Annotated in this window: 16 protein-coding genes; 7 read left to right on the top strand and 9 right to left on the bottom strand. The window is 42.9% G+C overall.

What is annotated here, in order from left to right; genetic code table 11:
- Nucleotides 1-3: 3 nt before the first annotated feature.
- The 4 genes from DSBG_RS05565 (at nt 4) to DSBG_RS05550 (ending at nt 3,181) form a co-directional block, all read left to right on the top strand.
- Nucleotides 4-996: an ABC transporter ATP-binding protein gene (locus DSBG_RS05565; protein ID WP_068963199.1), complete on the top strand. Its 993-nt coding sequence runs from the start codon at nt 4-6 to the stop codon at nt 994-996.
- Nucleotides 983-1,960, top strand: a complete 978-nt coding sequence (locus DSBG_RS05560; protein ID WP_083236735.1) for an oligopeptide/dipeptide ABC transporter ATP-binding protein — start codon at nt 983-985, stop codon at nt 1,958-1,960. The genes DSBG_RS05565 and DSBG_RS05560 overlap by 14 nt, the downstream gene beginning before the upstream one ends.
- The gene (locus DSBG_RS05555) at nt 1,920-2,720 is read left to right on the top strand and encodes a class I SAM-dependent methyltransferase (protein ID WP_242877414.1); all 801 of its coding nucleotides are present in this window, start codon (nt 1,920-1,922) and stop codon (nt 2,718-2,720) included. The genes DSBG_RS05560 and DSBG_RS05555 overlap by 41 nt, the downstream gene beginning before the upstream one ends.
- Before the next feature lie 221 nt (nt 2,721-2,941).
- The gene (locus DSBG_RS05550; protein WP_068963197.1) at nt 2,942-3,181 is read left to right on the top strand and encodes a CooT family nickel-binding protein; all 240 of its coding nucleotides are present in this window, start codon (nt 2,942-2,944) and stop codon (nt 3,179-3,181) included.
- A 212-nt stretch (nt 3,182-3,393) separates the two neighbouring features.
- On the opposite strand, the gene DSBG_RS22895 is transcribed toward DSBG_RS05550, so the two are convergent.
- The 3 genes from DSBG_RS22895 to DSBG_RS05535 all read right to left on the bottom strand — a co-directional run bounded on the left by DSBG_RS22895 (nt 3,394) and on the right by DSBG_RS05535 (nt 4,694).
- On the bottom strand, nt 3,394-3,681 hold the full coding sequence (locus DSBG_RS22895; protein WP_068963196.1) for a hypothetical protein: 288 nt from the start codon (nt 3,679-3,681) through the stop codon (nt 3,394-3,396).
- Between the two features lie 402 nt (nt 3,682-4,083).
- Nucleotides 4,084-4,407, bottom strand: coding sequence for a HepT-like ribonuclease domain-containing protein (locus DSBG_RS05540; RefSeq protein ID WP_068963195.1), 324 nt, complete (start codon nt 4,405-4,407; stop codon nt 4,084-4,086).
- Entirely contained in the window at nt 4,404-4,694 is a 291-nt protein-coding gene (locus DSBG_RS05535) for a nucleotidyltransferase family protein (protein ID WP_068963194.1), read from the bottom strand. Before DSBG_RS05535 ends, DSBG_RS05540 begins: the two co-directional genes overlap by 4 nt.
- A 613-nt stretch (nt 4,695-5,307) precedes the next feature.
- Here DSBG_RS05535 and DSBG_RS05530 point away from each other — a divergent pair.
- Both DSBG_RS05530 and DSBG_RS05525 read left to right on the top strand, forming a co-directional pair.
- Nucleotides 5,308-6,129 carry a class I SAM-dependent methyltransferase gene (locus DSBG_RS05530; protein WP_068963193.1) on the top strand — a complete coding sequence of 274 codons (822 nt, stop codon included), beginning with the start codon at nt 5,308-5,310 and terminating at the stop codon, nt 6,127-6,129.
- A gap of 127 nt (nt 6,130-6,256) precedes the next feature.
- Complete coding sequence (locus DSBG_RS05525; RefSeq protein WP_068963192.1) at nt 6,257-7,171, top strand: ABC transporter ATP-binding protein; 915 nt, start codon at nt 6,257-6,259, stop codon at nt 7,169-7,171.
- A gap of 52 nt (nt 7,172-7,223) precedes the next feature.
- Here the strand turns inward: DSBG_RS05525 and DSBG_RS05520 are convergent, their stop codons facing one another.
- The 3 genes from DSBG_RS05520 to DSBG_RS05510 form a co-directional block, all read right to left on the bottom strand.
- On the bottom strand, nt 7,224-7,808 hold the full coding sequence (locus DSBG_RS05520; protein WP_068963191.1) for a Uma2 family endonuclease: 585 nt from the start codon (nt 7,806-7,808) through the stop codon (nt 7,224-7,226).
- Nucleotides 7,809-8,059: 251 nt separating this feature from the next.
- Nucleotides 8,060-8,494, bottom strand: a complete 435-nt coding sequence (locus DSBG_RS05515; protein WP_068963190.1) for a DUF3842 family protein — start codon at nt 8,492-8,494, stop codon at nt 8,060-8,062.
- Between the two features lie 195 nt (nt 8,495-8,689).
- A complete protein-coding gene (locus tag DSBG_RS05510; protein ID WP_068963189.1) occupies nt 8,690-9,817 on the bottom strand; it encodes an iron ABC transporter substrate-binding protein in 1,128 nt (375 codons plus the stop codon).
- A gap of 154 nt (nt 9,818-9,971) precedes the next feature.
- Between DSBG_RS05510 and DSBG_RS22890 the strand changes: the two genes are divergently transcribed.
- The gene (locus DSBG_RS22890) at nt 9,972-10,229 is read left to right on the top strand and encodes a hypothetical protein (RefSeq protein WP_176716179.1); all 258 of its coding nucleotides are present in this window, start codon (nt 9,972-9,974) and stop codon (nt 10,227-10,229) included.
- Nucleotides 10,230-10,251: 22 nt separating this feature from the next.
- On the opposite strand, the gene DSBG_RS05500 is transcribed toward DSBG_RS22890, so the two are convergent.
- The 3 genes from DSBG_RS05500 to DSBG_RS05490 are packed head-to-tail and all read right to left on the bottom strand — an operon-like array spanning nt 10,252 to nt 12,753.
- Nucleotides 10,252-11,004, bottom strand: a complete 753-nt coding sequence (locus DSBG_RS05500; protein ID WP_068963187.1) for an ABC transporter ATP-binding protein — start codon at nt 11,002-11,004, stop codon at nt 10,252-10,254.
- On the bottom strand, nt 11,001-12,080 hold the full coding sequence (locus DSBG_RS05495) for a FecCD family ABC transporter permease (protein ID WP_068963186.1): 1,080 nt from the start codon (nt 12,078-12,080) through the stop codon (nt 11,001-11,003). Before DSBG_RS05495 ends, DSBG_RS05500 begins: the two co-directional genes overlap by 4 nt.
- 37 nt (nt 12,081-12,117) lie before the next feature.
- On the bottom strand, nt 12,118-12,753 hold the full coding sequence (locus DSBG_RS05490; protein WP_068963185.1) for an FmdE family protein: 636 nt from the start codon (nt 12,751-12,753) through the stop codon (nt 12,118-12,120).
- Nucleotides 12,754-12,983: the final 230 nt, after the last annotated feature.

Here is a 12,983-nt window from a genome sequence, read left to right as displayed (position 1 = left end):
AGGATGATTAAAACAAAAGTCATGGAAATCGAACATTTAAAGGTTGAACTCAGAACACCGGCCAGAAATGTGCCGGTCGTTAAGGATGTTAGCTTTACTTTGTATGAAGGAAATGTATTAGGGCTTATCGGAGAAAGTGGCTGCGGTAAGTCAGCAACCTGCCAGGCCATTATGGGGCTTTTGGAGAAGGAAAAATGGAATGTTAAAAGCAATATTCTTCTTCAAGGCCAGAAGATTCAATACAGTGACCAAGAAAGACTAAGAAGGCTGCGCGGCGCTGCCATGTCTATGATTATGCAAAACCCCATAGGGTCATTCAATCCCTTGATTACCCTAGGAGAACATTTTATGGAAACCATCCGCTGCCATAAAGCCGTCTCCAAAGGAGAAGCAAAACAGATTGCTCTTGATATGATTTCTAAACTTAACTTGTCCTCGCCGGAAAAAATCATGAAGCAATACCCGTTTCAACTCAGTGGAGGGATGCTGCAACGAGTTATGATCGCCATAGCGCTTTTCATGTGCCCAGCTGTCTTGATAGCTGATGAACCAACCACATCTCTCGATGTGACTGTACAATACCAGATACTTGGGGAGTTGTCTCACTTGAGAGACAACTTTAAAACCTCAATGCTTCTTGTATCTCACGATTTAGGAATCATTACTCAAATGGCAGACGACGTTGCCGTAATGTATGCTGGGTATATTATAGAGAAAGCTTCTGCATTCGAGATATTCGAAAACCCCTTGCATCCCTACACACGTGCTTTGCTGCAGTCTAAACCTTCCTTCACCAAGAACAGATTGAAGGTACTTGAGGGCTATCCTCCCTCGCTTATGCAGATTAAAGCCGGTTGCCCTTTTGCTGAACGCTGTTCATACGCCAAAAAAGACTGCCAAAAATTTGAGATGAGTGATTATGGCTTAGGGAGTCATACTGTGAGATGCCTGCGCTATGCCACACTGGAGGAGGCAACCACTTGTGCATGTTCTTGAAGTAAAAAACTTGAGTAAGAGGTATGCCTTCCGGAACTATTTTTGGCGCAGGAAAAAGATTTCAAAAGTCGTCAAGAATGTTTCTCTATCCATAAAATCTGGAACCTGTCTAGGTTTAGTAGGAGAAAGCGGCTGTGGCAAAACAACCCTAGGAAAAATGATAGCTGGTCTAGTTAAACCAAGTCAGGGAGAAATTTTATTACAAGGGAGCAATCTGCTCTCAGCTAATAAACAAGAGCGTTTCTTATTACGTAGAGATATGCAGATGGTTTTTCAGGACTGTGTTGGCTCAGTAAACCTCAGACATCCTGCAGGTAGGATCATCGGTGAACCCGTCAAGAATTTTTTACAAATAGCTCCCGAGCAGGAAGACAACCTAATCAGCGAACTGTTGGCAAAAGTGGGGCTAAGCAAGGCACACAAAGATAAATATCCCGAACAGTTCAGCGGCGGCCAGCTGCAACGGGTATGCATAGCCAGGGCACTTTCTGTCAAACCAAAACTCATAATTCTAGATGAACCCTTGAGCAGCCTCGATGTATCCGTGCAAGCACAGATTTTGAATCTCTTGACCGACCTGAAGCAGGAGTATCATCTCTCCTATCTTTTTATTTCTCACGACATTGAATCTGTATACTATCTAGCGGATTCTCTGGCAGTAATGTATTTGGGAATGATTGTTGAGTATATCGAAGATATATCCTTATTTGATTCACTATGCCATCCGTATTCCCGCCAGCTTCTCTCCTCAGTGCTTTCCTGTGACCCTGGTCAAAAACAAACGCTCGCCACTTATCAAAGTGAACTCGACCAAACGGGCTTTGATGCTTTGGGCTGTCCCTATGCTTCCCGCTGCCCCATGACTAAACCACAATGTGAGACCAATATACCCGTAATGAAGCGAGTATCCGAAAAACACTTTATTGCCTGCCATAACTACGAGCTGGATAAAAGGAGGGCTTAAGACGAAACTGCAAAAACGTGTTGAGAAATACTGGACTGGCAGCGCCCAACGTTATAGTGAAAGCATCCAAAACGAATTGAAAGGCTTTAAAAAAGATGCCTGGATTAACTTAGTCGGAAAATATGCTCCCCAAAGGAAACAAATGGAGGTCTTAGATATCGGGACAGGACCCGGTTTCTTTGCTATTATTCTAGCTTCACTGGGACATAAAGTAACAGCCATCGACTGCACTGAAGAAATGTTAGCTCATGCTCGCCGAAATGCAGAGCGGGAAGGTGTCGCTCCTGACTTTAGAAAAATGGACTGTCAGAAACTCGACTTAGAGAGTAATAGTTTTGATTTAATTCTCTGCCGAAATCTGACCTGGATCTTGAAAGAACCAGAGGTTGCCTACCTTGAATGGCATAGGGTTTTGAAACCGGGGGGCAGGCTGCTTGTCTTTGATGCCAACTGGCATTTGCGCCTTTTTGATGCTGAGATGCAACGCCGCTATGAAGAAGACCAAAAAACAGCCGATGAAATGGGTATGGAAAATCCTCACAAAAACACTGATACCGAAGAATCAGATAGGATCAGCAGGGAACTTCCGTTAAGCAGGGAAGTTAGACCTCAATGGGATTTTTCAGCCTTAAGAGGAAGTGGCTTTTCCTACATTTTCTCTGAAAATAATATTGCAGAGCAGGTCTGGGATGTTGCTGAGCAAATCTTATATCGATCCACACCGATGTTTTTGGTCGGCGGAGAGAAGTTAGGAGATTGAACCGACTAATGGGCAGCAAGTTCCCTTAAATAAGAACTCTTCGTTATTTATTCATTTTAGACATTTGCTTAGCAGGAATTCATGATATGGTTATAGAATACATATATAATCATAACCTGAGAAACCATGAAGGTTTTACGAAGACCATGGAGGTCTGACTACTTGATAGTCAGTTTTCTATGGTCTTTTTTGCCTTTATTTTAAAAAAGGAGTGATCATGAATGTGTGAGTCAAATGCCTATCTCAAAGATGGAGAAAACGAGGTGTTACTCATGGAGTCAGTTGATATCATTGAGCCTTATGAAAATGGCCTTAAACTTATGGATATCTTTGGAAAACAGTTGTTCATCCAGGCTAAAATTAAAGACATGACCCTTCTCAACCATCGTATTATCTTAGAAAGATGCCCACCATTTGATGCCCAGAAAAGAACTCCCAGCTTGTCCAGCGTAAGTACCTAAATCTTTTCGCTTATCTCAATTTAGGAATATGAGTGGTAAGCGATGAAGAAGAGCTTGTAGAACGCGATTATGAATCCCTCCACTGTACATTATGACTATCCTATCTGACCAGGAATAAGCTAAGTCGACATCATACGTCGATAGGAAGGCCAAACGAGATATCCTTATAAAAACTTAGAATCAACAATCTATTTCCACCTCCTTCCACAATCTTACTTATCTACAATAGCTAGCTTTCTAATGAGCCCTTCTGAAACCAGATTTCTAGTCGTAAGATTTTTCCATCTATGATCAATCAAGCTTAGTACTCGTAATAAGCTTAAAACAGAAATAGTAATAAGGCCGATAGCCCCGCTTTTCTCCAATTTAATTGTTTTTTCCTCTGGCATAGGCATTCTTTCTTTTACCCAATCAATATATCTTTTGCTACCTGACAAAATTAATAAAGTTGTTCCGGCTATTAACGCAAAAAGCCATATATTTAACATAAACCAATCCAATCTCACAAACTCCTTTCTACTCAAATTGATATTTAATAAGTGTCTTGATTGCAATAATACACAAAGAATCTATTGTTGCTCAAATGTCTACTGTGTGACGCCATAAAACTGATTTTTATGGTCTCTCAAATCTTAAGCTCTATCATCTCATTTTCAACCATGGGATATGTCATGAACATATCTCTTCATTTTAATAGTAACTCCTTTCCTTTTTTTATCCCATAGTTCCTCCGCATTATATATTCGCACTTTCTTACAATTTACCAATGATTGAACGTCAAGCAAATTCCACCATATCCTTTTTCTCCGTCTACGAACCTCGTAAATCTCTAGAAGTTAGACGATGGCCCAAGCCCCAAATATAAACATGGCACTGAACATTAACTGCTCAGTGCTAATAAATTACAGTATTTTCTTGATCATAGTCTTTAGTTGGGGGAGCTCATTTTGTACGACATTCCATACAATTTTTAAACTTATACCCATATAATCATGTATTAACACATCACGAAGTCCCGCCATTTGCTTCCAAGGAATTTCGCTGTTTTGTTCTTTGACATCTTGTGGAATATTCTTAGTAGCTTCACCAATTATCTCAAGATTTCTTATTACTGCATCTTGAGTGAGAGTCGACTTCATAAATTCATCTTTTCCTGAGAAAGTATAGCTTTCTATCTTTTCAATAGATTCGAATATACTCTGAAGAAAAACTTTTGCATCTTTCATATCGACCTGGCCTCCAGAAGAATTCTGTCTTTTAAAGTCCAGTGCAAAGAATCATATGTTACGATATCTACTTGTCTTCCTAAAAATTCTTCAAGGTCATACTTCAAAGAAATGATATCAAAAAGAGAACAATCATCCTGGCATTCCACTAAAAAATCGATATCACTCTCCCGAGTTTCTTCTTCTCTAAGAACAGAACCGAATAATTTGACGTTATGAGTTTTGTATTGTCTTGCTAAGCTAATAATTTGCTCTCTCTTACTTATAATATCTTCAATTGCAGGCATCTAATCACCTCAGATCAATTATACCTTATTTTACCACAAAGAAAAACTACTATTTGGGCTGTCGTCTAACGTTTTAGCATTCCCGTAGCGCCTTTCCACATCAATCATGACAAAGTTATATTCGTTAAAGGTTATTTTATCGACCTTAGGTTTTTCACCCCAGTAGTAGGGGTTGGGAACAAGGGTAAATTCCTGGCAGACCGCTAATGAGCGCTACAACGAGATGATTCAAAAGGAATTAAATGGCGTAAAGAAGAAGCCCAAAAGAAAATATTTAGATACTATGCCAAAATATTCCCCTAGAAAATAAATTATTTTTTTTTAACTATGCAGGAAATATATCAAACATGTAGAATAATATATCAAACATGTAGAATAATATTTAGAATAAATATGCAAATATGTAAAGCAAAGCTATGGAGGCGTATGCAAAACCATGGAGGTTTGACTCATTAGGGTCACCTTTGTGGTTTTTTATTTTATCTGAGAGGAAGTGAGAACATAAAGACCCACATAACACTGTGCTTATGAAAATAAGAAGATGCAAAAGTTCAATGAAGGTAAAAAGATATGCCTTGACGGCTTCATTGACTATTTCAGGGGGTGTTAAGCTATGGATATAAACTATTTTGAGCAGATCTGGAGCAAGAAGGAAACAGATAAGACGGCCTGTCAATCCTTCTGGGATGGCAGAGCCGAGGATTTCAACCTCAGAAAACAAAATAACGAAAGAGACAAGCGGTTAGACAGTGTCTTGGAGCTGTTTATCTCTAAAGGAATGCTGAAGGAAGATGGAAACGTTCTTGATATTGGCTGCGGTCCCGGTAAGTATTCTGTTGAATTCGCCAAACGAGCCAAAAGTGTTATCGGCACGGATATTTCTCCAAAGATGATTGAGTTTGCCAGAGAGAATGCCCAGGCTGAAGGGCTTAATAATGCCTCGTTTGACACTCTGGACTGGGAAATGGCTGATCTCAAGGCTTTGGGCTGGGAGAAGAAATTTGATCTGGTCTTTGCCTCAATGACTCCGGCCATTAACAGTAAAAATACTCTTGAAAAAATGGTGCAGGCCAGTAAAGGCTTCTGCTTTGTCAGCACCTTTGTTAATAGAAGGGACTCGGTAAGAGACCGTTTGACCAGCCTTCTTGATTGGCAAGGCACCCATAGAGATTTCAGCAAGACCATCTACTGCGGCTTCAATATCTTATGGTTGATGGGCTTTTACCCAGAGATCACCTATCTGGATACCGAATGGGAAAATACTTACACTCTGGAAAAGGCTGTTGCCTTGTACAAGGCCTATTATGAAATGACACACCCTTTAAATGAGGTGCAAAAGGAACATATCAACGCTTATCTGGAGAAAATCTCTAAAAATGGCCAGATCAAGGAAAAAATCGAGGCCAAGATTGCCTGGATGTATTGGAAAATTTAGCCTTAAGGAGGGGTAGCATGTTTAAGAAAATATTAAAGAGTGTCATAGCCATAGCCCTCGTGGCAACGAAAAAAGACGAACTCCGGCCGTAAACAAGGTCAGCTTTAACCTGGACAGGGGGAGCGGCTTGGGAATCATTGGAGAATTCGGCAGTGGAAAAACCTCGATTGCCCTGGCTATGATGGGGTTATTAAAAAAAGCGGCGACAGTTGATGGCCAAGTAAATTGCCATTGTATTTCAAAACAGTTTGGATGTTCTAAATCCTGTCTTGACGGTACACGAGCAGATCTTGGAGTGTCTCCTGAGGCACACTGTACTGACCGGAACGGTTTAAAAGGGAAAACAATTAAAGTCTGCGATAACTGTGACCTGACAATCCGCTCCGGAGAAGTTGTCGCCTTAATTGGAGAATCAGGCTCGGGTAAAACCACCTTGGCCGGTATTCTGGCGGGAGTATTGACAGCAGACGAAGGCGAGGTAATGTTTGAAGGCGAAAAAATTAAAGGGAATAAGGCCACCAGTCGTAAAAACGGCATTCAAATCGTCTTTCAGGATCCCTTCACAGCCACCAATGAACATTTGAGTATTGCCCAAGTAATCAAAGAGCCTCTCGATATCTTAAAACTAGGCACAAAAGAGGAGAAGCTTGACAAAGTGAGACAGGCTCTCCAGGATGTTCAGCTTCCCAGTGACGACGAGTTTATCGCCAGAAAATGTCATTGCTTAAGCGGCGGTCAAAAGCAGCGGGTAGCTCTGGCAAGAAGCCTAGTCATGGAACCGAAGCCGCTGATTGCTGATGAAATCAGCTCCATGCTTGATCCATCCACCCAGGCCAACGTATTGAGGCTTCTAAAGGGATTACAAAACGCCAAGGGTTTTGCGATGTTGTATATAACCCATGACCTGGCTCTGGCCCGGAAAATTGCCGACAGAGTATATATCATGTACAACGGAAGGATTATTGAGCATGGGTCAGTAGTAGACGTCTTTGATTCACCCAAAGAAAGCTATACCAATAAACTAGTGAATAATTCGCTCTAAACACCCGTTATACATAAAGGATTGGTTCAGATAAACCTGTGTCGGGTCTTGTTCAACTACCAATACTGTCAAAAACCGGTTTCAGATTAACCACAAGATCGGGAAATATTGATACTTTAATCTCATCATCCTCTGAATATATATCTGGTCGACCATATCTTTGGTCCCCTTGTAATGTAAATACAATGACAAGCTTTCCCTCTGGTTCGACAATCCAGTACTCTTTAACTCCTGCTTTTTCATATTTATTAAATTTAATAAATTTATCCATCTTAATCGACGATGGAGATATAATTTCCACGATCATGTCTGGAGCCCCGTTGTATCCCTTATCATCAATTTTGGATTGATCACACACTACAGTTATGTCTGGTTCAACAACCTTTTTTATGTCTTCATTTGTCTTTTCATCATCCGTCATCAGTTTAACGCAAAATGGTGCATGGTAGACTTTGCAGGGTTTATCTGAGAGATAATTATGAAATTGGGCAAAAAGACCACCCGATATTTCTTGGTGAACAGGAGATGGTGCTGATTGCATATAAGCTATGCCGTCGATAATCTCCCATCTTTCATCTTCCGGCCAAGTAAGATAATCAGCGTAGGAATAATTACTTTTTCCTTTTGGTAGTGGCATGAAATTAATCCCCTCCCAGGTTAGGATGTATAGGATAATATTACCACATAGGATGAACAATGCAAGATTAGTGCCGAACGTTATTTCAGCAAAAGCATCTCAAAAGCATATGGCTTTTTAACATTCTTTGGCGATAGCCTCAGCCATTGCTTTCCTATTGCATTTGTCGCTCCAATAATTAATAACCTCTTCTTTCATTTACAACCATCCTTTCGTTTTATCCGAATCACCTTTCATTTCATTTGGAATTGTCACTGTTCTCTGGCTCTCGAAGGGTTAAGCTTAAGTCGTTCCTCCACTTCGTCGACCAGGGCTTCAATCTGGTGGGGCAACGGGATACGGGGGACTCCCACAATTAGAATATTTCCACGTTGGATTGGAATGAATAATTTAGCTGCTTTACTGGAAGAAATGGCCGTAGCCATTGCGGGAGTGATTTCCCCTAACAAACCATAAACTATCATCACCGCGATCGATCCTACAATAAAATCCACCCTATCCGCGTTATAACAAATCGCGGACTCCCCTGAAGCGCCTTCTGTCGCCCCTGCTCGTAACATTGCCCCAGTAGCCAGGGCATTCGTTCCCAGCGCAAGGATATCCAATTCGGGAATTCGTTTGCGTAACTGCTCCACTATATGTTTACCAATGCCGCCACCCTGTCCATCAATGACTGCTATCCGCATATAACCTCCTCATTCTTTCTCATATACAGGGAAGGTGTTCGACTTCAGCAATAACCACAATATGTCATGCATTTTCTGTCCAGGAGAAAACTCACTCCAGTTTGGAAGAGAGAAACATCGAGATCGCTTATTAACCACTAAGATCATCGTAACTTCGCCCCCATCACTAAAGATAGCAAAAAAGAAGTGCCGCTTTTACTTCCCTATCTCAAGCTTTTTAAAGCCTCCAAAATCCCGTGCCATTTCTGCATACAGGGGTTTGCCTAGCAGAAACTGATAAATTTCATCACTCTTCTTAATCGGATCAATGTCTTGGAACTGTTGAGGAAAGATAATTTTGCCTGCGTAATAAGCATCGGCAAATGCCGTGTCAATATTGGTAGTATAGTTATTGTAGGGAATCTGACTATAAACTTGGCCGTTTTTCACCGCTCGCAAAGACTGATAAAAAGCAGGATTTTTCTTAAAATCATCCGTAACGACTGTATAACCACCCTCATCAAGGAATAAGATATCGGGATCCCAGTTGATAATTTTTTCTTTATCGATCATAACGGTTCCACTCTTGCCTGTTTCATCGACAACATTTTTCGCTCCAATGAACTTAAACGGCGGGTATTTAGCCTGAGTACTTTCAATCCCCAGCTTTGCTTTCATACTTACAGCACCGACATAGACCTTTGGTATGTCCTCCGCCGGAACATCCTCCGTCCGCTCTGCCAAATCCTTTTCACTTTGTTTAAGATAACTCACAACCTCTTGAGCCCGCTTCTCTTTCCCTATGATCATGCCAACCATAGTTAAAGAACGGTAAAGATCCTCATCAAAGGTTGCCAGTGGGCCATAGCTCAGGACAACCACGGGAATTCCTGTCTTGGCTTGAAGTTGATTCGCCTTCTCTTTATCGACAAGAGAGTTGACAAAAATAACATCTGGTTTGACGCTAACCAAACTCTCCTCGTTCGGGGCAGTATCCGGTCCCCCCTGACCAATACTGGGCAGCTTTTTCAAGTCTGGATAAGCCAGCATGTAGGATCTCCCGGGAGAAGGCTTTTTCTCAGTCTCTTCGATACCCACCACCAGGGATGTCCCTTCATCATAGGCCAGCAGCCGCAACGCCCCCGGTCCAATCGCCACGACCCTTTGGACGAGTACCGCAATCTCGACTTCTCTCCCGACCAAATCAGTAATTTTTTGTTTCTGAACCTGAGCCGCTGCTGCCGGAACTGTTCCCGATTCTTTAGTGCCTGCAGCATCTCCACATCCCGTTAAAAGCAACGCTGGCATAAGCAAAGCCAACAATAACGCTATCACCTTTTTCATTGAATTCATCCTCTCTGCTCTGGTACTCCGTGTTTCGAATTCGCTCCTATGTCAACTTTCGAAATACATTTGGCTAATGATAAGACTACATTGCGGAGGCAATAACGACCCTGCACAAATGCTTTTAGAGCTCCTTTTTTATAAACATCTCCGAATGAGCTGCTTTTCTCGTGGATATAATCGGTCTGGTAAACTGAATTCCCTGCTCGCCAATCATGATGAAGAGAGGCTGGGCCCGCTCAAAATCCATTTCTCCGGCTTCATTAAAGAAGTTATCATCGGCTTCCAAGTGCACTACTTTACCGATGATCAAGGCATAATTTTCTCTGAGGATCTCCTCGGTCAGAAGGCACTCCGCCCAAGCCAGACATCCTTTTCAATAATAGATATTTTCAAGGAGGAAAACACTTGAATAAAGTTCCAGCTCTCTAAACTCACCTGGGAATTACGACCATTTGGTTCTGTACTCTATCCACGCTTACCGGAACTCCATAGGCCTGAGTGATATTTTCTGCCGTCATCACCTCCGGACCACCCGCCGCAAAAACCTTTGTATCCTGGAGCAATAAGAATTTATCCGAAAAGCGCAAAGCTAAATTAAGATCGTGCATCACAGCAACCACTGCAATATTTTTCTCTTGAGCCGCGGTCCGGATGGTTTTCAGAACTTCCATTTGATTTCTCAGATCCAAATTGCTGGTGGGCTCATCCAAGAGCAGAACCTCGGGTTCCTGGGCCAAGGCTCTGGCGATGACAACCTTCTGCAGTTCTCCTCCACTCAGTTCATCTAAGTAGCGCAGGGCAAACTCCGCCAAACCTGTTTTTACCAGGATTCCCTGGACCAAAGATAAATCGGCTGCTGTCGCCTCCCACTTAATGTGAGGTTTACGGCCCAAGAGCACAGCGTCAAAGACGGTCTGACGATTGCTCCCGTAGTTTTGCGCGACATAGGCCATTTTAAGGGCAATCGCCAAGCGGCTAAGTTTAGACAATTCCTGTTGCCCAATAAAGATATTCCCTTGTTGCGGTGAGAGAATTTTATTCAGTGTCTTCAGCAAGGTTGATTTTCCAGCGCCATTATTCCCTAAAATAGATAAGAACTCCCCCCGCTGGACAGTGAAACCTATATTCTCTAAAATTGTGCGACATCCATATCTGAATTCGATCCCATTAACGGATAAGATCATCGTAACTTAGACCCCCTAACTAAAAGATAGAGAAAGAGCGGTGCACCCAGAAAGGAAGTGACTGCTCCAACCGGCAAAACCACAGGCGCAATAATCCGCCTGGACAGAGTATCCGCAGCCAAAAGCAACAAGGCACCCATCACCCCAGAAGCCGGAATAAGAAAACGATTGTCCCCACCAATCAAACGTTTTACGAGGTGTGGAGCGACGAGACCAATGAAAGCGATGATTCCCAAGAAGGAAACGACGGTAGCCGTGATCAAAGAGGCAAAGAACATCCCCCACTGTCTCGTCCGCTCTACATTGACACCCAGACCTTTGGCAGTTTCAGCCCCACTGTCCAGGGCATTATAATTCCAGCGGTTGAACAAGAAAAAGAGCAAGGCTCCTAAGACCACACAGGACATAATCCCCAACTCACCCCATGATGCCCGCCCGATGTCGCCAAAGGTCCAAAAAACGACGGCTGCAACATTAACATCATTGGTAAAAAACTGCAAGAGCATTGTAGCCGCGGAGAAGAGAGATCCTAAAGCAACACCAGCCAACACCATTGACTCGGGAGACACTCCCTTATATTGGGCCAAAAAGAGAATGATCATCGTCGTAAGCATCGCCGCTACAAAAGCTGAGATTGTGACAGTATAGGGACTATTAATCAGTAACGCTCCTCCACCTGTACTGGAAGTGCTGCCGGCTCCCCAGCCGATGATGGCCAGCGCGGCTCCAAAGGCTGCGCCTTGAGCAATTCCGAGGGTACTCGGAGAAGCTAAGGGATTGCGGAGAATATTCTGCATGACCGCACCGGCAACCGCCAAACCGATCCCCGCAACCATCGAGGCCAATACTCGGGGTAAACGGATTGACCAAATGATAATCTGAGACTGTCCCTCGGTTCGACCGAGTAACGTCAGAACCACTTGCCAGGGGGTAAGCTCGGCCGAACCGGCACTGATGGCATATAGGGAGAGCAGAGCAGTCATAACCAGCAGACCCAACAAGATTAATTTCTTCTTCCAGGTATAGTTTAAGTAATGAATTATCCCGCCATCCGGCACGGTTTCATCACGAAGCAACTTTAATCACCTCAAATCATTTTCCCAGCTCAAGCTTTCATTTATTTAACACAAGGACCCGCGACTCATAGGTTTCCACACACTCCGGACAAGCAATACATCCATCGCGAACACTCGCCCGTTGTTCCATTACACCTTCTCCACAGTAAGCACATTGCACGGTAGGATTGAGTTTAGGACCCTTCGGCAATTCAAAGGTGATTTCCCGCCAATCAAAATGCTCTTCCGGCAGGGCTTCCACTAGATGCATCGAAAGCTCTTCATGCACTTTATAAAATTCCTCTACCTCAGCCGGGGTTGCTGTATTATCCATCACTTTAGACCTCAAAGCTTGATGCCTCTCATTATCCATGGCGTCATACTTCAGGGCCACACGAACACCACGCCCATCCTGACGACGGATGAAACTGAAAACGAACTTGCCATGATCCTTGAACATTAGATTTCCTTTGCCAAAGGTGCTTGAAAGCAACGTCTGCACGGCATCCACGCAACAAGCATCGTTCTGCACAATGCTGACAATTCCACTTTTAGGATTGTACGTCTCCCCCTCTAAAGCAGGGAGCACTTTTAAGGCAATCTGAGCGGCTTGGAAGCCAATCGCTAACCCCGGACAGACATGTCCATGAAACTCCACACAACGATCCCAATCTCTCTGAACTAGTTCATCCATCGTTCATCTACTCCTTAATTATTAGTTTTTTGAGTCCTTTTCTCTTTCTCCTCACACTTCCTAGACAACGCAGCGTTGCCAATCGTCCAACCTGCTTATGTTTTCTCCATAAAATTCACCTCCATCATTGACCTTGTACGTCATTTTCTACCTGAGCAAAAATAAAAACCATGAAGTAGACTCTAACGAGTCAAACCTCCATGGTTTTTGCAAACACCTTCATGGTATTG

The sequence above is a fragment of the Desulfosporosinus cupriresistens genome, assembly GCF_001707885.1.
In the GTDB taxonomy this organism is placed as follows: Bacteria; Bacillota; Desulfitobacteriia; order Desulfitobacteriales; family Desulfitobacteriaceae; genus Desulfosporosinus.
The sequence above is the reverse complement of the archived record's forward strand: the minus strand, read 5'-3'. Positions and strand labels throughout refer to the sequence as shown.

Excerpts from the sequence above, each read along its gene's own strand:
- DSBG_RS05530 (WP_068963193.1), top strand. The coding sequence starts at position 5,308 with ATGGATATAAACTATTTTGAGCAGATCTGGAGCAAGAAGGAAACAGAT.
- DSBG_RS05515 (WP_068963190.1), bottom strand. The coding sequence starts at position 8,494 with ATGCGGATAGCAGTCATTGATGGACAGGGTGGCGGCATTGGTAAACAT.
- DSBG_RS05520 (WP_068963191.1), bottom strand. The coding sequence starts at position 7,808 with ATGCCACTACCAAAAGGAAAAAGTAATTATTCCTACGCTGATTATCTT.
- DSBG_RS22890 (WP_176716179.1), top strand. The coding sequence starts at position 9,972 with ATGAGCTGCTTTTCTCGTGGATATAATCGGTCTGGTAAACTGAATTCC.
- DSBG_RS05540 (WP_068963195.1), bottom strand. The coding sequence starts at position 4,407 with ATGAAAGATGCAAAAGTTTTTCTTCAGAGTATATTCGAATCTATTGAA.
- DSBG_RS05550 (WP_068963197.1), top strand. The coding sequence starts at position 2,942 with ATGTGTGAGTCAAATGCCTATCTCAAAGATGGAGAAAACGAGGTGTTA.
- DSBG_RS05565 (WP_068963199.1), top strand. The coding sequence starts at position 4 with ATGATTAAAACAAAAGTCATGGAAATCGAACATTTAAAGGTTGAACTC.
- DSBG_RS05535 (WP_068963194.1), bottom strand. The coding sequence starts at position 4,694 with ATGCCTGCAATTGAAGATATTATAAGTAAGAGAGAGCAAATTATTAGC.
- DSBG_RS05510 (WP_068963189.1), bottom strand. The coding sequence starts at position 9,817 with ATGAAAAAGGTGATAGCGTTATTGTTGGCTTTGCTTATGCCAGCGTTG.
- DSBG_RS05490 (WP_068963185.1), bottom strand. The coding sequence starts at position 12,753 with ATGGATGAACTAGTTCAGAGAGATTGGGATCGTTGTGTGGAGTTTCAT.
- DSBG_RS05500 (WP_068963187.1), bottom strand. The coding sequence starts at position 11,004 with ATGATCTTATCCGTTAATGGGATCGAATTCAGATATGGATGTCGCACA.